This window comes from Paraflavitalea pollutisoli (assembly GCF_029360705.1).
In the GTDB taxonomy this organism is placed as follows: Bacteria; Bacteroidota; Bacteroidia; order Chitinophagales; family Chitinophagaceae; genus Paraflavitalea; species Paraflavitalea pollutisoli.
In genome coordinates, this window is the sequence record NZ_JARKMX010000003.1 from 138,067 (window position 1) to 159,682 (window position 21,616).

The following is a 21,616-nucleotide window of genomic DNA, read 5'->3' on the forward strand; positions in this document are numbered from 1 at the left end:
TTATTTTATCGCGAAACACCACTAGGAGCCTTGCGGCCAGGTGTTGTTTTTGTTGTTTACATCAGGAAGTGTGTTGTCGGGATCGATCACTACTTTCTTCAGTTTGCTGGTTGACTTGTAAGCAAATTTCCAGGTAGCGCCGTGCTGCCAGATCTCAACGGGCAGCTTGATGCGAGCTGTTTTGCCATTTTCCTCAGTGATCTCTGCTATCACCGGCATGGGCATTTTATCCAGGTTGGAGATCGTGATGATACTTCCTTGCGCCGGATCATTTTGTACATAGGCTACGTCATCTACCGATTGGTCGATCTTCCAGTTGTTGAGGTACCAACCTCTCCAGAACCAGTCGAGCGTTTCTCCGGCGTTATTTTCGATACAATGGAAGAAATCATAAGGAGTGGGGTGCTTGAATGCCCATTGGTGTACATAGTAGCGGAAGGCGCTGTCGAAACGTGCTTCTCCCAATACATTCTCCCGGAGCAATTGCAATCCGAAGCCCGGTTTACGATACGCAATCGTGCCGAGGTTGGCAGGATTGGTAACATCTGGAATGGTAGAAATGCTTTCTGAATTAGGGCCAAAGAAAGGCATCACGAAATTGCGGGCATTCATAGCGCGATTGCCGGCATATTCTCCATTGTTGAATTTCTTTTCAGCCAGGGTGTTGATGAAAGTATTGAAGCCTTCGTCCATCCAGGGGAATTTGCGCTCGTTGCTACCCACGATCATGGGGAACCAGTTGTGGCCAAATTCGTGCGAAGTAACACCCCAAAGCCCGCCTCTTTTTGCGCGCGCACTACAAAATACGATACCGGGATATTCCATACCGCCTACAATACCGGCTACGTTCACGGCCATGGGATAAGTGTAAGGATAGAGGTAATCAGAATAGAATTCAATCGCTCCCTTTACGTATTCAGTGGAGCGGCCCCAGGCTGAGTCCTGCGCCACTTCAGCAGGGTAGGCACTCATAGCGAGCGATTTCTTACCACCAGGCAGGTTGATTCGGGCAGCATCCCAAACGAAAGAAGTAGAGCTGGCCCAGGCTACGTCGCGGGTATTGGTGCATTTGAATTTCCAGGTAAGTGATTTACCGGTAGGGCGTGAAACTGGATTGGTAACTTCTTCGGCTGAACGTAACATCACTGTTTTGTCGCTGTTCCTCGCTGCAGCCCAACGCTTTTGTTGCTCTGCAGTTAGTACCTCCTGGGGGTTCAGTAATTCACCGGAGCCTACCACAATGTGGTTCGCAGGTACCGTGATGTTGTAAGTAACATCGCCGTATTCGAGGTAAAATTCTCCCTGACCGAGGTAGGGCAGCGTATTCCATCCCTGTACATTGTCATACACACACAGGCGGGGAAACCATTGGGCAATTTCATAGATCCAGCCATTCTTTGTTTGGAGGCGGCCAGTACGGTCTGTGCCATATTCGGGCACTGTGTATTCGTAGGTGATCTTAATCTGCGTGCTGCCTCCGTTGCTTTTTACAGCCTGGGGCAATGATATCTTCATTCGTGTGTCGATCACGTCGTAGGTAACATTGGTCGATTTGCCGTTCTGAATCAGTGTAACCGATTTGATCGTGTAACCACCGTCGAAGGCGTTACGGTTGGCCCAGCGGCCACCAGCGATCGCAGTAGCTGCTACGCCTCTCGACTGCTGGTTGTAGATATTCTGGTCCAGTTGCAGCCAAAGGAAAGGCAGCGACTGTGGACTGTTGTTGGTATAGGTGATCTGCACAGCGCCTGATACCTGGTGGTTGGCATCGTTGAGGGTTGCGTCGATCTTGTAATCGGCTTTATTTTGCCAGTATTTAGGGCCGGGTGTACCATCAGCGGCTCTTACCTCATCGCCGTAGGCCGGGTAAAAGAAAGGCGCAAATGCCTCATGCTGGTCGTACACGGAAGTGGTTTGGGCGGCAGCCTGTAGTCCCGCGACCAGGAGACAACCTGTAAGAATCCTTTTGGTGCTCAACATCATGATGAAACGTAGATTTTGATGAAAATAAAGCCTAAATATAGCAAAAGGGGTAAAGTTCTCGCCAGCCACTAATCAAATAGTGGACGTTTTTTAATGTTGAAAAAACATTTTCCAGCCTGGCTAGTGACGGATGGCAGGAGATTCGGCGGGATGACTGAATGTTCTTAATTTGCAGCTTGCTATGTCGCTTTTTATTACCTCCCTCAATTCCGGAAGCAATGGAAATTGCTACTACATCGGCAACGATGAGGAGGCAGTTTTTGTGGATGCCGGCATTTCCTGTCGGGAAACAGAGAAGCGTATGAGCCGGCTTGGACTGCAAATGGAAAAGGTGAAAGCGATATTCGTATCGCATGAGCATTCAGACCATATTTCCGGTATCCCAGTGTTGGCAAGGAAATACAAGCTGCCGGTATATATTACGCAACGTACACTAAAATCGGTCGGACTGAACCTGTCTCCTGAACAGGTGCGATCATTTGCCGCTTATGAAGCGGTGCAGATTGGTGGGCTTACAGTTACCGCCTTTCCTAAATTTCACGACGCATACGATCCGCACAGTTTTGTGGTCACTTCTGATTCGGTACGTGTAGGAATTTTTACTGATATAGGCAAGTCCTGTGCACACCTCATCAGTCATTTCAGTCAATGCCACGCTGCATTTCTCGAAGCAAATTATGATGACGATATGTTATCGAACGGACGCTATCCGATGTCGTTGAAGAATCGCATCCGTGGCGGTAGTGGCCACTTGTCGAATGCGCAGGCCCTGGAGATATTCAGAACACACCGCCCATCGTTCATGAGCCATTTATTGCTGGCGCATTTGTCAAAAGACAATAACAACCCCCAGCTGGTTCAGGAGCTGTTTGATCAGCACCGGGAAGATACATCTATCATTGTCGCTTCCCGTTACCAGGAGACGGCGATCTATCATATCCAATCTTATGGCGAAGCACTATCTACTATTTCCCGGCCGTTTGAACCACGCGTGGTAAAACCATTGCCGGCCATTTCACCGGTACAGCAGTTGCGGTTGTTTTAAATTTGCCATTTTCACCAGGATTGAATAGCAGCCAGTTTTGGGAGGAGGCCATTGAATCGCTTCGGCCATCTGGCGGCTGAAGCCTTTGTGTCGGGATGGTCAGAGGCAGATTGGTTTTGATGCCAGTACGCCCTACCTTAGGCGGCTAATGACATAGCCTGGATGGATTTGTGGCGGTATTGATGAGGTAAGGTCTAGCCAGTAGATAAGGATGAACGGTAGAATTTTTAGGATGGATGTCGAAAACAATTCTAGGTAATTTTAAGGTGTCAATAAGCCAACGAAGATTTTTTCTAATTTTTTTTCAAAATTGTTGGGCCGTATCAAAAAACTCCTATCTTTGCAATCCCAACGACGGAAACACACACCGAAAGGGTTGAGAGAGAAGAGGTTGCGAGATTGGGAACGCTGATTTGAGTGTTAGTTTTGATCAGCAAAAAATTAGTTCTTTCGCGAGTTTTTCGCACAAAATATTGGATCGGTAGTTCAGTCGGTTAGAATGCCGCCCTGTCACGGCGGAGGTCGCGGGTTCGAGTCCCGTCCGGTCCGCTCTAAAGGGTTATCAGAAATGGTAACCCTTTTTTGTTTTTACTCCACTTTACTTTCAGCGTATTGATTTTCAGTTTTTTGCAACACCTTGAGACGCGAGTCGCATCGTAACTTTATTCTGCTTGGATTTTACGTTACGTCCGGAAAAACGGGACGAATAACGGGACGAAAACGGGACGGATTTTAAGACTAAAAACCAAGCTTATGTCTCAAGTGATTTATCCAACATGCGATAAGAAGCGCATCAGAAAAGTTGATGGAACGAGCAAGGTCTATCTTCAGTACAATTACAGCTCGGATATTCGACCATTGCTCGATACCAGAATTTCAATTCCACCCCAGCACTGGGATCGCGCCACAAGGAGAATAACCAACAAGCTACCGACGGACTTTGGTAGTTATAAAGAATTAAACAAGGAGGTCAAAAGGCAAGAAGAGCTTGCTCTTGATCTGGTAAGGCTGGGTACTCGGATGAAAGTTTCGGACATAGTTGCTTTCGTAAGGCAATTTTATTCCCCCCAAATTGACATTACAGAGCTTTCAACAAAGAAGGAGTTGTTTGAACGTCTTGCCAAAAGTCCAGGAGAGCGAAGTAACAACGATTTATTCTTTCAGTTGGAAGAATATATAAAAGCAAAAAAGGGCCGTGTATCCGACAAAACAATAAATGTTTTTGAGCAAGTTGGCCAGCACCTCAGGGCCTTTGAAAAACATTCGGGTTCTAAGGTTTGCTTTGATGGTTTAGACTTTAACTTTTACGACGCTTATACAAGGTTCTTAACCTTCGAATATGTACAAGAGCGTAGGAAAACACCTGTTATTGGCTTGAAGCAAAATACCATTGCAAAAACCATCAAGCAACTCCGAATATTCGTGAAGGACAGAATTAAGCGCAAAATTATTGCGCCTATTGATCTGTCAGACTTCAAATCTCAGGAAGAAAATACAGACGCTATCTACCTGAATTTCGATGAGATCCGAAGGTTGTATAACCTGGATTTGATGAACTCTCCAGTCTTGGCTCAATACAGGAGGATTTTCATAGTCGCTTGCTTGACTGGGTTACGCTTTTCAGATTTTTCAACAATCACTCCCGAGAATATTGTTGGCGAAAAGTTCATCCTAAAGCGTCAAGAAAAATCGGATAGCCCGGTAATGATTCCCCTACGGCAGGAAGCTAGGCAAATGCTGTTGGAGTATTTTGATAACAAGGATGTTGTTCATATCACAAACCCTGACCTAAATGCCAACGTAAAAGTGCTGGGTAGGATGGCAGGAATAACGGAGTCGATCACGTTTAGCTACAAAAAGGGGGCACAAACTATAAAAGACATCAGAGCGAAATGCGATTGGATTTCTACCCACACAGCGCGTCGCTCCTTTTGTACCAACGAATTCCTTGCAGGTACACCGGTTAAACTTATAATGAAGATCAGTGGCCATAAAAAAGAAAAGGACTTTTATAAATACATACGCATCACTGAAAAAGAGGCTGCATTAATTGTTGAGCGTATTTGGATGGCAAGAGATGGAATGCAGCCGCTAACCCCTGCTTTAATTGTTCAAAAATAAGTTTTTGAAATTATGAAGCTGTTATAGATTCCTAATAGTAGATCCAATGCCAATAAATCTTTCCCCTTGAAAACTCGATCGTTGGTGCAGGTATTTTCACCGCATTTAAGACGTACAGGACTGTCCTGAGCAGTCTGTTGTTGGTTTTGATTTTAGTCAGGTCTACATCTGCACTCAGGTAAACATGTCGTGTACGACGGATATCGGAGCGATCGTGTACCAATCCATCTTTGTCAACCCAGGTATTATGTACGGCGCCAAACATCCCTTTGCCGGAATATCCCAGGGAGAAATTAAGCCATTTGGGCAGCCTGCTGGCAGGAAGTAGTGAACGAAGGTTGGCGCTTAGCCAGTAGGTTTGCGAATTATAATCCTTCAACATTCTTTCGGAGAGGGTATTGCCGAAACTGGCATTGCGCCTGTATTTCAAGTCGGCCGAATAGGGATAGGGGTGATAGCTAAATTTAATCTGCCATTTTTGTTCACCACCTGTTAGCTCCTGTACCACATACAAGGCCGATCCCACTATGTTGGCCGTCATATCCCCCCAGCTAAATCCCCATTCGGCGGACAAGCCATCCTGGATCTCTATGATGCTTTGGTAGGCAACGCCGCTGATGCCGCCTAACCAGGCAGCCTGACGTTGACTAAAGCCAGCCCACTGCCAGGCCTGGCCCGACAAACGGCTCATCTGGTAGGCCGTCCACAGGTGTCCGGCTTTATCCATCTGTAACCACTCCCGATTGTCGTTGAAGCAATGAAAACCGGATCTCGGGTAATTGTTATACCAGGTTTGGTTGAGTGTATAGTAGGAAGCACCCCACACCGCCGCATGGGCTCCTGCCACCAACCATTTTCTTCCATGGCCAGTAGGGGTATTAGTCTTTGGTTCCGGCGTCAGCGTCCAACTACCATTTGGTAACCTGGTTGTGTCCTGCCACTGTGTGCTACCCATAGCGGGTTTCCTGATGATGGTGTCAACATCGAAGATCGCATTTGATTGATGTAGCAGCGTGGTGAGCGCAATCAAGGAAAGGGCAAGCTGCATTAGAAAAGTAAGTTTATTAGTGATGGATTGGCATGTAAATCATGAACAATGCCTGGCTCAGATATTATGTTGTAGCGATCATTGTCTTTGCTATTGCCTGACCACCCTGGTCGTTTTCGTATCGCGTTGATTGCTCAGCCGTAGCTGATACACCCCTTTTGCCAGTTGCGCCAGATCGGTCAATACGATATTGCTTTGACCCCTACCGATTGTTAATTGGCGACTGTATAAATTTCTTCCGTTCATGTCCACGAGGTCGATCTTGACGGGGCCTTGCATACTGGCTGCCACTCCGGATATGTCGAGTGTCAGGCTGGTGGTGAATGGAATGGGGTAGGCTTTGAGGCCAGGTGTATTGTTGTCGTCAACCTTTAGCCGAACGATATTGCTGTACTTGAAACGACCATCGAGGTCTACCTGTTTGAGCCGGTAGTACAGGGTTCGTGAACCATGCCTGCTAATGTTGTCATCCGTATAGCTATAATGTAGGTCGGATCCACTGGTTCCGGCTGCCGCTACCTGTGCAATCTTCGTAAAGTCATGGCCATTGTTGCTTTGTTCTATGTCGAACCGCTGACTGTTTTGTTCGAAGGAAGTGCCCCAGGTGAGTGTGGCCGTATTGCTACTGCCAGCCACTTTGAAATACAACATGCCCACCGGCAGTGGCACCTGAAATACGGTGACTGTCACCGTCGAGGTGTCGGAGCAGCCACTGGCCGTAGTGCCGATGATATGGTAGTCCCCGCTGTCTGCTGCCGCGATTTCTGCATCGCTCAGGAGGTTGTATACGCTGTCGTAATAATTCATCGTGAGCCCGGTGGTGTCGCCTGATCCCAGCGCCAGGTCATGCAGATCTACCGTGTTGGGACTGTAGACGGGATCCGGATCGGTAAAGGCGAATGCCGGCTTGGGGTTAACGGTTACGGTGATCGTGGGTGTCACCGAAATGCCGCACGCGCTTTGGGCAAAATAGTTGATCTCGATACCGTTGTCGGCTGCCAGTAAGATCCTGGTCGGACTAAAAGTATTGCCGTTCAGGATCCATCCCTGGTTGGTAACCGGTGAGCCTTGCGCCGTGATCGTCGGTACGGTCAGGGCCAGCGATTGTCCTGCACAGATAGCGGGTGGAGGCACGACGGGGCCAATCAGCGGCGGCCCGTTGACGGTGATCCTGGTTCGTTCTGCAGCCGTTTTGCAGCCCGTGGTGGTATCGGTGGCCTGTACAAAATAGGTGATGCCCGCAACCGGGGTGACCATGGTGTTGACGAGAGGGACCGTCAATTGCGGATTCAGGAAGATGGTGTCGACGGTGTTGGCAGATAGCCCGGTGATGGTAGTGGCGAGGTCTACACTATCGCCCAGGCAGAGCACCGTGGTATCAACCAGTGCGAAAGTAGGTTGGGTATTCATCAGGAGGGTGACGGAGTCCGTTCTGGAGCAGCCGCCCGCGGTGTAGGATACGAAGTATTTACCGGTGTCGGCGGTTGTAAAGTTCGTGATCGTTTGCACAGCGGTGGGGACTACCGTGCCATTGGGCAGGGTCCAGTTGATTCCGGTAGCTGTACCGATGACATTTACACTCAAGGCGAGTGGGCTGTTCTGACAACCATAGGTAGAATCATTTTGGCTACCCGGAGCAGCGCCGGATATGCGGATGCTCGAAGAAGTGGCCCTGGCAACGAGTTCGATGTTCTGGGTAGTGGTATAGTTGCAACTGTCGAATACCTGTGCGGTGTATACGCCCACGGGTTGATTGGGGAAATCGGGAGATGCCTGGTAGGGCGTGTAGCTCGCATCGGGTGTGCCAAAAGGTTTAATACGGTAAGCCAGGGTGCGACCGCTGCCGCCGCTGGGATCAATATGGATGGTACCACCCAGGGTTTCCACGTGCACCGTGCCGAAGCCCGCACCACACGCCACGCCGCCCGATTGGGTGATATTGATCTGAACAGGCTCGTAGGGTGGGATGGTAATGGTTTTCTCCAGGTAATAACAAACCAATTGTGAATGCAACTGATTGACCAGCTTGACCCGGTAAGTACCCGGACTTACTTCATACCCGAGGGTGAAGGGGCTGTTGTTGTTGGCAGTCGCAGATACGCCGGTGCCTGTAATGGCCACACCGGCCGCATCGAATAGTTTTACGGCATATTGTTGCACGGCTGGCGATATGGAACCATCTGGCGCCAGGTACCAGCCTTTGCCGGAGATGAGGTATTTGCCGCAGGACGAGCCGGCAGTATAGGTGAGTTCATCAGCGCTAAATCCAGCATAAGGAGGTGCAATAACCACCGTTCTCGGTTCCGTTCTGCAATCTCCATAGTCGATCCGTACCTGGTACGTACCTGCGGGCAGGTTGTCCCAGATGGGCGTCAACGGTAGCAGGGAGGTGACCGGTTCGGGTGTTGCAGGTCCGGACACGATGGTATAGGTGATCGGTATTGTGTTGTCGGTCGTAAAATTGGTGCCATAAGACCGTATGCCGCCTGTAGCGAAATTGCAGCCGAGGGTGCTCACATAATCGTAGGTCGCTGCGAGGGTGATACCGGTTGAGAGGGTTGTAGACACATCGTTGGAGGCATAGGTAATACCCCCGGTAGTAATGTTGACCGCATAAGAACCTGCGGGCAGACCCGTAAGATCGAGTGTATATGATAGTCCGGTGCCGTCCCAGGTATAGTTCCTGGTGGTCGTGGGCGTCGTTTTGTTGACGATCTGAATGTCGATCGGTCCGCAATTGTAGTTGTTGGTGGTGCGGGTGATGGAGGGCGCGCAAAAGCCGCTTCTCGACTGGAAAGGGTAGGGGATGGCGTAGGCCGGAGAAGTCACAATATTTGTTTGGTCGCAGGGATTGCGCAGTTGTACCCGGTATTGATTGGAGCCTGGTTGGTAATTGAGCAAGGGGAATTTACCGAATACAGATTGCCAGGCGGTAAACAGGCCGCTGTTGGCGGGGTATTCCACCCGTGCTTCGATGGGCAGGGTGGAGGGTATTTGCTTTACATCGCGCTGAAAGATCACAACGCCGTTGATATCTTTCAGCAGGATATTATTGGTAGAAAAAGTGAGGGAGTCGGTGCAATTGCCACCATGCTGGGTAGGACCACCCATGCCGTCGAGGCTGCCAAAGACCACACCGCTCAGGTTGTAGAGGGAGGTGATGGTAATGCCGCCTTTCACGATGTTGTTGGAACACGCATCGGTAATATCGATGCGGTAGGTGCCGGTGGCGAGCTGGTTATATTTTACATTCCTGCTGGTGGTGACCACATCCGGTTTGGCGGTAGGCCCGCCGCTGAGGTGATAGGTGAATGGTGGGCGCCCGCCGGCGATATTCATATCAATGCTGCCGTCGGCACTGCATCCCGTAATACCGACATTGCCGGCTGTCGTATTCAGAATGGAGATGGTGGTGTAAGGGTCATTCGTGAGCGTTACCGGACTGGATACGGTTTCGCCGGTGGCATCATGTACTTTTACGGTATAGGTACCGGACCCGTAGTTGTTGAAAACATTGCTCGTTTGTTCGGGCGAGTAAGTGGGGGCCGTGGACCGCTTGATGGAATACAAAGGTGTGCCTGACACGCCGGTTGCATTGACGGTAATCGATCCGTTGCCGGGACAGGTTCCGTTGGTGGCGGTGAGGGAGATGGAAACTTGAGCGGTTACCAGTTGGGCGGCGATGGTAAACAGGAATATTAATCCCAAAGTACGCTTGTGGGCAAGTAGTTCCATGTTGTGCGGGCGTTAGTTTTTCATCTTATCGACCGAACAATCAAACTAACGGGCATAGTGCTATCGGGATTCAGCTTTTAAGATATAGGCTAACGTCGGTTATTGACACGGTTGATGGGGCTGTTCCGCCTGGAGGTCTCATGAATTTTGGGTTTGTACGGGTTAACCCTTAGTTGTTTAGCGGTCCCCGCCCATCAGTTAATTACATAATTGTATGCTGGACAGACATTCATGGTTTTTCGTAAAATCGAGCAAATAGCTGGTTTTGACGGTAGCGAAATTAACTACATTTATAAAGTTATATATAGCCACCTAAATCCAATGCCTTCTATACTGAATATGAAAAACCTACAATTATGAAACGTAATTTTAGCCTGCTTTCACTTTTTCGTATTAACAAAGTTGAGCGCCCAATCCCTTTACTTAAACTAACAGATGAAAAGGTAGAACTGATCTCCGGGCGGTTAAAGTGCTTGATGTTATCTAAAATGCCTTACCTGAACGCAAAATATTCAATCAGGGCAATGGCTGAAGAGATCGATATACCGCCTTACCAGTTGTCGAACTACCTCAATCAGGAATTGGGTGTAAGCTTCAATGATTACATTAACGGGTTGAGGATAGAGTATTTTAAAATACTTATTAAAGACGCAGAAGGCGATCGGCTGAATTTAAGCGGCCTGGCAGGTAAATGCGGATTCGGAAACCGAAATACACTAACAGCAGCAGTCAAAAAATTTACCGGGTTTACACCCTCTTCTTATCGACGTGGGCATGGACGATACATTTGACGACCAGCCCGCTGATTCTATCCGCAGTTCTTCGCGTATGTCATTTAATCGATATTGTCCGTAAGGTTGCATTGCATAAATTGACGATCAGTGGGTGGCAACAAGTTGCGGATTCAATAACTGCCATTCGCTAGCTGCCGCAGTTAAACGACACACAGCGTTGACGCCTTCTAAGTGTATTAAAAAATAGTTTCAATGGGGGATGCGGCCTAGAATAATAATGGTAGTTTGTAATTAATGGAATGTAATAGGAGTTTATTAAATAGTTAAATGATTCAATTTGAGATCTAAAGGTGACTATCTACAGTAAACCAACTGTAGGTTATTTTGGCGTTTTGAGGTATCGTCGTACCACCGGTATTGCTGCAATGAACAAGAATTTTTACGATCATTTAGGCGGAAACCAGCTTTTGCATGTGTCTAATGAAGAGGGATTTTTCTTGTGTAGCCCATCCATCTAGGTGTATTCGGTAAGCCAATAGGCAATTTTACTATAGGGTCAACAATTTGGGAGCATCCAAGAAGCCGAAACCTGCTTTTGGTAATGCTGGTAAGAATTGTGAATTGTCGTATAATGTGTTTTGGAGATGGAGAAAATGTTTGTTCAATACAACTGCAAGTCATGAACAAAATATGTATCAAATTGCTGGTCCTTTTATTTCTGGCAGCATGCAATAGTCAAAGCCCAAGCGAATCAGGAAATATTTCAACGACCCATACGGCAGACTCCACGGGTGCCACATTCAAACCTGAAAGTATCCGTGAGCAAATGATTTATTCTCGTGCTTTACAGGCGGCTATATGGGGTATTCCTGCTGTAAATTATGACCTGATGCTACAAGAAATGCTTACAAAAACCTCAGCCAAGCAAAACGAGATTGTATACTGGTCTCGGCCTGCTGACTGGCATAATCAAACACTTACACCCAATCCGGATGCGATCTATTTTATGGTATTCTTTAATACAAAAGAGATAGGGCCATTGGTGATTGAAGTCCCCCCGGCGGAAGGTGGCTCCTCATTCGCCGCCAACATTGATAATGTGTTTCAAATGCCCTTGGAAGATGCCGGACCTTACGGTGCGGATAAAGGTGCGGGTGGCAAATATCTGATCCTGCCGCCTGGTTACAAGCAGCAGACGCCAGCAGGCTACATTGTTCTTCCTGCTGATACATACGAAGGTTATGGGTTGCTTCGCTCTAACCTTGCAAGCCACAGTGATGCAGACATTGTCAAAGCAGTGGCCTACGGTAAAAGGCTTAAGGTTTATCCGCTATCCAATGCGGGCAATCCCGGTGAAACAAAATATACAGATGCTTATGGAACAATGTATGATGCGACCATTCCCTATAATATTAGGTTTTTCCGTTCGCTTGATCGAATTGTACAAAGCCAGCCATGGCTCACACGTGATAAAGTAATGATTGACCAGCTTAAAACCATCGGCATAGAAAAAGGAAAAACTTTTAATCCCGATGCAAGAACAACCGATATTTTGAATGCAGCAGCTGAAGCAGCGCATGATTATATTGGGGTAATGTATGATGCAGGATTTCCACCATTGAATACTGATGCGCATTGGGCAATTCCGGCAATGCCTGATCTTGTAAAAGCAGGGTCTTCAGGTTATGTTGAAACGGATATTTACCCGGTCGATGCGCGTGGCCTTACCTATGCCTTAGGTTATGTTGGTATTAAGCGTTTGGGTACAGCGCAGATATACCTGATATCAGGAAAAGACAAAGATGGCAAAGCGCTTAACGGGGCTGAAAACTACCGACTTTATGTACCGGCAAATGTGCCAACTAAACAGTATTGGTCTGCAACAGTGTATGACCGCTCAACACACGCTCTTATCAAAAACATGTCACGCGCAAGTTGTGCCTCAAACGATAAAGCGGTTCAGAAAAACGCCGATGGATCAGTGGATGTATATTTTGGCCCCAGGCCGCCGGCAGGAAAAGAATCCAACTGGGTTCCCACAGATCATAATGGTCAATTTGAAATATTATTTAGGCTGTATGGCCCGGAGAAAGCTTTGTTCGATAAGGCATGGAAGTTGGGTGATGTGGAGAAGGTGAGGTAGTGCACCGATAGTCCTTCTAGCTTAGAGGATCGGGTGAATTGTGAATGGTTTGATTCTGCAATGTAAAAGTTGTCCTTCGTCGGTTAGTAGCAAGACAAAAATGTATATGTTTAAGCCCTTCTTGTTGTCTTGCCCACCTCGTAACTATTATCTTGCTGAAGGGAGAGTGTGTCAATACAAGCAGCCTTGTATCTTATAAAAAGGGTGCCAGTTACAGCGCATCAATAATGATTGGGATGGACGAAAGTCTTTAAAAAAAATAAAACGTATTATTTATGATTAGAATAATCCTGTTCTCTTGCATAAGAGGAATGAGAATGGAATTCCTTCCATACGTTGTAATAATATTGTTTGCTACTGCCTGCAATCATAATACAAAAACAGAAAACGCCTCAACGAGCGACACTGACTCGTCAGGGGCTATCGCATCGGCAGGTGATACTGCTAACGGATTGCCGTCCGGCCCCGTGGCTAATACAATTATGACTGAAGAATATGTAAAAAGCATGACGAAAATAGTTTACCTATGGGCTTGGCCTATGGTAAATGTTCACAATAGGGTGACCCTGTTGAGCGATGTAAAGGAAGCCGTATATGTAGGAGGCGTAATACCTACAGCTCCTATCGGTCGCCTGTGTTTGCTTAACGATTATATTAAGCCTGAGCAAAGAACAATTGCATGTCCGAATCAAGATGTGGTATATGGCGTGGGGCCATTTGATACGCAGAAAGAACCTATCGTATTGCAGGTGCCTGACTTTGGAGATCGCTTTTGGGTGTACCAGGTTAGCGACCAACGTACAGATGGATTTGCGATGCTGGGGAAAATGTATGGCACAAAACCCGGCTTTTATCTGGTAACGGGCAAAGATTGGAACGGAAAAGTACCTGATGGTATTACCGGAGTAATTAAATGTCCCACAAGATATGGACTGATTCTACCCCGCGTATTTCAATCAGATGATCCAGCTGATAAAGAAGCCGTGCAGCCCGTGATCAACCAAATCAATCAGTACCCGATGAGTGAATTCGATGGAAAAATTAAAAGGGTGGATTGGAGAAAAACCAAAAGAACAGCACCAGATAATTCTGGAGGAGGTGAAACGAAGTGGGTGAAAACTGAAACTTTTCTTGAGCAGCTGCCTGAAATCATAAAAGAAGTTCCTCCACAAAAGGGTGAAGAAGCATGGTATGCACAAGTTATTGGTTTGCTCGACGGGATTTCTAAAAATCCAAAGCTGAAAGAAGCTGCCAGGCTGGCTGTATTTGATGCAGACAAAACGCTTATTGATCCGTTACTTCAATTTGTGAATGTAGGGTATCCTGTAAAAAACAATTGGACCACCCAAAGTAATGGAGCTCAGTTTGGAGTGGATTATCTTACCCGGACCTCCTGCGCCAAAGCAAACATTTTCGTGAACAAACCAAATGAAACAAAATATTTCTATCAGGATCTTGATTCAGCAGGAACGAGATTGAATGGTAATAATAAATACACCATAACCTTTGCAAAAGATCAGATACCTCCAGTAAAAGGGTTTTGGTCGCTTACCATTTATGATAAGGAACATTTTTTTGTACCTAACCACCTGAACCGGTATTCTCTTGGTACTAAAAATAAAGCGCTTCAAACGAACCCTGATGGCTCACTCACTTTCTATGTACAAAGCACAGCGCCGTCAGCAGATAAAATGGACAATTGGTTGCCGGCTCCTAAAGGACTATTCTCATTATATGTAAGATGTTACTGGCCGGAAGAAAATGTTGTAAGAGATGAGTGGATACCACCTGCTGTCGTTAAGGTGAAGTAATTAAGTGCTAGGTTCAGCGGGTGGGGTCGGGCTATGGACGATACTTTTGACATCTGGCCGGCAACCTCTATTCTACGGCTCCTCATATACCCAAAAGAAGAGCAATCGGCACTATCGGCAAATGCCAGCGAAAAATGCAACGAATAGACCCGCACCATAGTTAAGGTATCATACCTTGTTTAAATGGAAAATGCTATTATTTATTTAGACTAGTCGAGCAGAAATTTTCCGGTTGATCTCCGTTTCGTGCTTTTTTCCGTGATAACATAAAAGTAAATGCCACTGGCTGCGGCTTTCAGGATAACCGTAGTATTGATGCTATATTGTCCCTGAAGACGCTGACGGTAAATGACCGTCCCCAATGAATTGACTATCTCCAATAATAGCTGGCTGCTCCTGTTGAGGCCGGTAATCTGAAAGGGAATGTTTCTCGAGTGCGATGGGCCAGCAACGCGTACGGTTAAGTTTTGTTCAGCCCGCCTGATGATTTGTATTACACGCGAATATATCAGCGAGGTGCGCTGATGTTCCATTCGAAGCCGGTAGTAAATGGTTAATGAAGCGTTTTCGTCGATGTGAGAATAACTGTTGACTGAAGTGCCCGACAACGGGCGTACTACAGCGATATCCTGGAAGTTTATTCCGTCTGTGCTGCGCTCCAGGACATATCGGTCTGCCGTGTCCTCTCCGGTAGCGGTCCAGTTGATCTGGTTATGTCGTTCTGCTGCGGTGGCGGTAAACGTCAGCAAGCGGATGGGAAGCGGATTGAGTAGGGCACTGGTAGATGCCAAGGTAAATGGACTGAATTCCGAGATCTGGTCATTGGACCGGATGAACGTGGGAGTTACGATGCTCGCGCCTTTATCGGTCCAGGTGGTGCCGTCCCACCTCGCTACCCGGAGATCATTGGGGCTGGTAATGCCCCCGCTTCGTTGCGGATCGTACGAAAGCCATAAATGGGGTGGAGGACCCGATGGTTGGTTGATCCTGTTGACCTGCCACCATTCTACCTGGCTGATATTAGCCAGTGTGGGTTCTCTGGGCTGACCCGCAAAAGGCGAAGGACTATGGAAATACTGTGCCGTGAAGGTGTCGATGTTTTGCGCATCGGTTATGCGAACAGGGGCATAAAAGCCGTCATTGCCGATAGGAAATTCAAAGGGTGTGGTAAACCACTTAAAACGAACCGGTCCGTCTACATAGCTATTGTTATTGGCACTGGCAGCGGTATAGTCGTTACCAAAGAAGAGGAAGTTTTCGGTCCTCGCTTGTACAATGCCCTGCAGGAAATGAAACTTTCGACCACCAAACTCATCGAGGATAAGCGGCGAATGGAGTATCACCTTTCCTACTGGCTTTTGGACCGTGATATCTCCATTCCACCTTGCGGGGGCAGCAGGGCCAAATATGATGGATTGATCGGTGGTTCCGGATAAGATCAGGTGCGTGTTGGTTTGGGTAGGGCTCATGCCATCTTCAAAATAGAAATCACCTTTTACATTCAATGTACTGCCTGCCTGCCCCGTTAACAGGCCAGCTTTCAGCCTTAGTGTACCGAGTGCTATCAGCGTATCGTTTGCCCCGGGATTGAATTGCCCGCCTGCAATATCGATGACGAGATTGTTGAATGTTTCCTTATTAAGAGAGAAGTCAGTTTCTGCGGGTACTGTTGCCTGGTTAAATACATAGGTGCCTCCGTTGGCTATAAATACACCACCAGTATTTTTATGCCGCCCGCCATTGTATAAAAAATTCCTCGGGGCAATCAAAGTGCCTGCGGGTTCGATGGTAATAGTCCCGAATATACTAATTACAGGGGGATTGGCGGGAAACCGGAATACCCCCCGCCGTATAAAAAAGCTCCCATTAAAATTCCCAATCCTGATGGTGTCGCCGGGATTGGATTGAATGACATTAACGGTGTCGGACGGACTGTTTTTAATGATGCCCACGAAAGGTGTGGGGCCCGTGACTGCCAGGGGTGCATCTATGGTAACGGTGCCGGTTCCAGCTCCTGTACACGCAATAGGGATGCCGGTGCCGCCAAAAGCCGCATGTGACCATAGATCGTGTTCGATCTTCAGGAAGGTGCTGCCCATCAATTGACCCGCTAACAAGTTGACCAGGCCGTTCACCTGCAGACTGTCTGTCGAGTTTATCCGCAAAATGGCGTTGCTGGCTTTATTGATCGTCAGGTTATAGACGGTGAGGGTGCCGCCGGTGTAGTTTACATTTTGTTCACCCGGTCCGTCAAACACGACTGTTCCATCGAGATTGACCATTGCCGGATTGACGGTAAGATTGTTCTTGAATACAATCGTACCTGTGTCGAGGTGCAGGCTGCCTCCGGTGATCGAGCTAAAATCATTGACCGTGAGGGTGACATTTTTTGACAAGCTGAGCGACCCATTGGTGATATAGAGTTGTTTCGCTGCTGCGGGCAGGGTTACCAGGCAATGATGCGGTGGGTTTGCCTGGTCAAATAGCACGTTGTCGACTGATGTAGGAACCGTAGCGCCCTCCGTTCCACCCGAATTCGTTGACCAGTTGCCTGGCACCTGCCAATCGGTGGACACAAGACCTACCCAATATCGCTGTTGTGCCTGGACAGGCGCAACGAATAAGGCTACTGCCAACGTTAGTTGGGAGATGGCGAAGATCATCGATCGGGTATTCATGGCATATCCGTTTGTATAGCTTTAATGATTTGCCAGTAGTAGGGTGCCTTTATACGTCTCCTGGTTGGTCGTCCTGGTGACCTTATAGAAATACAATCCGCCGGTGATCATCGGCCGCTGCATGGTCTTTGACATCGACCGGCCGCTGGCGATGATCCGTTCTTTGTAGACGACGGCCCCGGAGCCATTGATGAGTTCGAACAGCAGTGACTCTCTGTCCCTAACGCCTTCTACCGACAGGGTGAAGACTGCCGTGGCAGGGTTGGGTGTAATAGCTGCTTTGAACACCTGACCATCGTCGGAACGCAAGCGAATGGTAGTTGAGTAAGTAAATCGTCCATCGAGGTCTACCTGTTTTACCCGGTAATAATTGTACCCGGTGTTGGCTGGCCGTTGATCGGTAAAGCGGTAAGCGGTGTTCGTGACCGTATTGCCACTGGCTGGCAATTGTGTGATGGGGGAGAAGAGGCTGCCGTCGGCAGACCGCTCGACCAGGAAATGGCTGGTATTGCTTTCGGCGGCGGTGACCCAATCGAGCAGAATATGGCCATCGATGTATTTGCCGGTGAAACTGACCCAGCGGAGTGATAAAGCGGCTTCAACGGTGATGGTATCAGTGACGGTACGCGAGGTTCCACAGGTCGCGTCTGTTACTGTGTACAATATAACTGTTTGACCTACCGATACACCCGTCACCATACCTGACTGGTCGACCATTGCTACTGCCGGATCGTTACTCGACCACACGCCACCCGGCGTGGAAGAGGTGAGTGTTTGTGTTTGCGCAACGGCGATGGTATCGCGGTCTCCAATATCGCCCACGAGGGGATTGGTCACGATAAGGAGGGTGTCGTACACGTCGCAGTTGGATGTGGTGACAAACTGAACATATACATTATTCTCCTGCTCCGTTGCCTGTACCGGCATCGCAATGGCCGTGGTATAGCTGCTGTTGCTGAAGTAAAGTGTATCTGCCATGAATTGGGTGGTGCCGATCAGTGTGTCAGCATTGACCAGCGCGTTGTTACACACAGTATCGTTCAGAAGCGTATAAGTGGCGGCATCATCGGTAGCCTGTAATTCATAAGCACCTGCATCCGATTTACAGCCGGCGGGTCGTAAGCTATCGCGCTGGTCGGTGGTGAAGGCTGCTACCCGGGCCTGCCAGTTAGTGCTGGTATCCAGCGGCACCAGGTTGTGTGCGGGGCCATTTTTTTTGATAGCAATGGTTTGGGTGAGGCCACCATTGTCGGTCAACGTTGCGTTATCGCCAGATACCACGGAGGAAAACAGATTGGCGGCATTACCCGCTGGCAGGTTGATGTTGCCGGTGCCTGGGAGGGTAACCTCACGCACGATATTGTAACCGGCATTGGTGAAGGCGGTTTGGTTCAGTTCGCTGCCGGCCGCTCCATTGCCATAGATGATATTGCCGCGCAATAATTTGCTGGTTGCGCTCGTGAAGTAGATGGCATGAGCGGTTCCTGCACTGGCAGTATTACCATTGAAGGTAGCGAAGGTGATTCTTACCCGGGTATTGGCGCCTGTTTCGTATAAGGCCCCTCCACTACCGGCAATAGCGCTGTTGCGGCTGAAGGTGCTGTTGTAGATGCGGTTGGTATCGGTGGCAACGGTGGCAGTATTGTAGATGGCGCCGCCGTTGGCGGCCTGGTTGCCGAAGAAGGTGCTGCCGGATATATTATTTTTGCCTGCTGCGCTGTACACCGCGCCACCGTTGGTACCGGCGGTATTACTGTCGAGCGATACTTTGATGATCTCCATAGGGCCTCCGCTCCAGATGGCGCCTCCTGCACTGTCTGCCTGGTTATTGCCAATGATGAGCTCACTCAGGCTAAGGAATTTGTCTTTCGAATAAATGGCTCCTCCGTTGGCTGCCGCCCGGTTGCCGGTGATCTCGAGGTTGATGGAGGCATTCAAAACGAGGCTATCTTCTATGTAGATGGCGCCGCCATTTCCTTTGCCGCCCGGCCCAGCCTTGGTCTGGTTGTTTCTCAAGCGCAAGGCCGATACTTCTGCGATGTTGAATCGCCCGCCCAACACTTTGGCAATAGCGCCGCCGTTGTTGTTGGCTGTGTTGCTGTCCATGATGATCGCGCCGCGGAGGCGTAATTCTTTCGAGGCATACACGGCGCCGCCATTATAGGCCCCGGAATCGATCTGTAAGATGGGGTGGAAGCCCGCGCGGTTGCGGGATAACCGGCAACTGTCGATCAATACAGATCCATTGGGCGCGTACAAGCCGCCTCCATGGTACCGGGCCGTATTGCCGCTGATGTTGGCGCCTTTCACGGCAATGCCTTTTAATACACTGTAGAGTGCTCCTCCGTGTGTGTAGGAGGTATTGTCCAATAAATCCATCCGCCCGGATGCTTCCAGCGTGATCTCGTTATTGGATACGATGGCACCTCCCTGCCCCCGGAAATTGGGAACATAGAGGCCAAACGTATCGGTGAGGTAGAGCGTGGCACATCCGGCAATATACAGCGACCGCAGATTGCTGCTGGTGACGGTGCTGTTGGTATTGTAGGCACAGAGCGCGCCGCCGGTATTGGCGGCAGTATCACGTTCCAGCAAAATGTCGCCGGAAAGCACCAATTTGCCGGGTGTGCAAATCGCTCCACCCGAACAATCGGCATAGTATTTTTTACTGAAGGGATTGTAACCGGCCTTGCATTCGATACCCGTTACATTTACCAGTGTAAGCGTGTTGTTGTTGCCATCGCAAAAAATAGCTCCTCCGCTATCGCCGGCCGAGTTCCTGAAAAAGCGAGCGTGGTTGATCGTTGTATTGACTGCCGTATAAATAGCCCCGCCCTGCGAACCTTCGGGGTTGCCATTCCTGGCAAGTCCCTCTCCAGTGGTTACACAGTTGCTCATGATCAAGGTGTCGAGCGCACTGGTGCGAAACAAGGAATCCGGGGTTTGCGACAGCCCCGTGGTATCGATGTCCGGATCGGCTGAAAGCGAACCGGTGGAGCCTTTGTAGATCCCTCCTCCCCGGTACACGGCTGTGTCTCTTTCCATGACGATCGCTCCCGACAGTTCCAGGCTATTGTTGGCAAATAACCCGCCGCCGCAGCCAACGGCAGCAGCAATAACGCCCAGCACACGAAAGGTGTCGGCCTGGATATCGTAACAGGCTTTGTTGCCCGAGAGTGTGTCGTTGGTGAGGGTTAATGGGCCAACGGCATAGATACCGCCGCCATTGTTCCAGGCCATATTATTATTGATGGAGGAGTGCATGATCTGCGCCTGCACCCCGGCCGCTGTTGTGGCCAATCCACCGCCATTGCCGCCGGTAGTGCGTTGAAAACCGGCGCGGTTGGAGTCGAGCGTTGCGTTGAGCAGGATCACATTGGCGGATGCGGCGACGCCTCCACCAAAAGTGCCGGCTCCATTGCTACGGATGATAGCGTTTTCGAGGGTGTCGGCTACCGTGGTATAAATGCCTCCACCTGCGGTCTTTGCGTTGTTGCTGATGATGTTAAGGGTGGTCAATTGCCAGGTATTGATGACGCCTGCACCCTTATAAAGCCCCCCTCCATTTCTGCCTGCCGTGTCTTTCTCAATGATTACATTCCCTTGGAGTGTCAACACGGCATTGGCAAATATGCCACCGCCATCTGACGTATTATTATAAATGCCGGTCGCATTGTTATAGCCTGCCCGGTTATATGCAATACTGGTGTTGTTGATCGTCAGCGGACCAGCTGCATAGATACCTCCTCCATGAGCACTGCTGGTATTGTATTGCAATTGAGCTCGTGTGATCTGTACAGTATTTGTCGACAAGGTCGTTAAAACACCGCCTCCGTTGCCTGTAGCGGAACAGCCACCAATCTTACAATCACTGATGTTTATCGTATTTGTACCGGTTGTAGCGGCAACGCCGCCTCCATTGGATATAAAAGAGATAGGAGAAAATGTTTGAGCAATATATGTTGCGTTGGGGCCTACCAGGACAAGGTTTTCCAATCGGACGGTGCCGGTTCCGGTTATGGTAAAATGCCTGGCCGTACTGGTCATGTTGATGACGACCTCGTTACCCGCCAATGGCTGACCGATGATGGATACTGTGCGTGTGACCGATAACGTGCTGGTACTGGTATACGTACCGGGTGTAATGAATATAGTATCAGCCGTGCCGGCGAGTGCGGTTTGTAAGGCCGCTATATTGCTCACCGTCGTATTGGTGCCCAGTAATCGTCCGGGAAGCGCGATTGCTGAAACAATCGTCAACCATATCCAATGTCGGTTCTTCATGCCCAATGTTGATTCGTTACAGGATGCAGGTACG

Annotated in this window: 10 protein-coding genes and 1 tRNA gene; 6 read left to right on the plus strand and 5 right to left on the minus strand. The window is 48.9% G+C overall.

The window, feature by feature from the left end; genetic code table 11:
- Positions 1-21: 21 nt before the first annotated feature.
- Positions 22-1,983 carry a M1 family metallopeptidase gene (locus P2W70_RS08350; protein WP_276480982.1) on the minus strand — a complete coding sequence of 654 codons (1,962 nt, stop codon included), beginning with the start codon at positions 1,981-1,983 and terminating at the stop codon, positions 22-24.
- Between the two features lie 181 nt (positions 1,984-2,164).
- Between P2W70_RS08350 and P2W70_RS08355 the strand changes: the two genes are divergently transcribed.
- From P2W70_RS08355 to P2W70_RS08365, 3 genes are all read left to right on the plus strand, one after another.
- Entirely contained in the window at positions 2,165-3,028 is an 864-nt protein-coding gene (locus P2W70_RS08355; protein WP_276480983.1) for an MBL fold metallo-hydrolase, read from the plus strand.
- 475 nt (positions 3,029-3,503) lie between these two features.
- A tRNA-Asp gene (locus tag P2W70_RS08360) sits at positions 3,504-3,577 on the plus strand.
- A 204-nt stretch (positions 3,578-3,781) separates the two neighbouring features.
- The gene (locus tag P2W70_RS08365; protein WP_276480984.1) at positions 3,782-5,149 is read left to right on the plus strand and encodes a site-specific integrase; all 1,368 of its coding nucleotides are present in this window, start codon (positions 3,782-3,784) and stop codon (positions 5,147-5,149) included.
- 31 nt (positions 5,150-5,180) lie between these two features.
- On the opposite strand, the gene P2W70_RS08370 is transcribed toward P2W70_RS08365, so the two are convergent.
- Together P2W70_RS08370 and P2W70_RS08375 are read right to left on the minus strand one after the other, a co-directional pair.
- Positions 5,181-6,197, minus strand: coding sequence for a DUF2279 domain-containing protein (locus P2W70_RS08370; RefSeq protein ID WP_276480985.1), 1,017 nt, complete (start codon positions 6,195-6,197; stop codon positions 5,181-5,183).
- A gap of 90 nt (positions 6,198-6,287) precedes the next feature.
- Entirely contained in the window at positions 6,288-9,932 is a 3,645-nt protein-coding gene (locus P2W70_RS08375; protein ID WP_276480986.1) for a T9SS type A sorting domain-containing protein, read from the minus strand.
- A gap of 356 nt (positions 9,933-10,288) precedes the next feature.
- Between P2W70_RS08375 and P2W70_RS08380 the strand changes: the two genes are divergently transcribed.
- From P2W70_RS08380 to P2W70_RS08390, 3 genes are all read left to right on the plus strand, one after another.
- Positions 10,289-10,723, plus strand: coding sequence for a helix-turn-helix domain-containing protein (locus P2W70_RS08380; protein ID WP_276480987.1), 435 nt, complete (start codon positions 10,289-10,291; stop codon positions 10,721-10,723).
- A 622-nt stretch (positions 10,724-11,345) separates the two neighbouring features.
- Positions 11,346-12,809: a DUF1254 domain-containing protein gene (locus P2W70_RS08385; RefSeq protein WP_276480988.1), complete on the plus strand. Its 1,464-nt coding sequence runs from the start codon at positions 11,346-11,348 to the stop codon at positions 12,807-12,809.
- 275 nt (positions 12,810-13,084) lie between these two features.
- Positions 13,085-14,620, plus strand: coding sequence for a DUF1254 domain-containing protein (locus P2W70_RS08390; RefSeq protein ID WP_276480989.1), 1,536 nt, complete (start codon positions 13,085-13,087; stop codon positions 14,618-14,620).
- A gap of 209 nt (positions 14,621-14,829) precedes the next feature.
- Here P2W70_RS08390 and P2W70_RS08395 read toward each other — a convergent pair whose 3' ends face one another.
- Together P2W70_RS08395 and P2W70_RS08400 are read right to left on the minus strand one after the other, a co-directional pair.
- Positions 14,830-17,298: a hypothetical protein gene (locus tag P2W70_RS08395; protein ID WP_276480990.1), complete on the minus strand. Its 2,469-nt coding sequence runs from the start codon at positions 17,296-17,298 to the stop codon at positions 14,830-14,832.
- Between the two features lie 21 nt (positions 17,299-17,319).
- Positions 17,320-21,582, minus strand: coding sequence for a beta strand repeat-containing protein (locus P2W70_RS08400; RefSeq protein ID WP_276480991.1), 4,263 nt, complete (start codon positions 21,580-21,582; stop codon positions 17,320-17,322).
- Positions 21,583-21,616 lie beyond the last annotated feature (34 nt).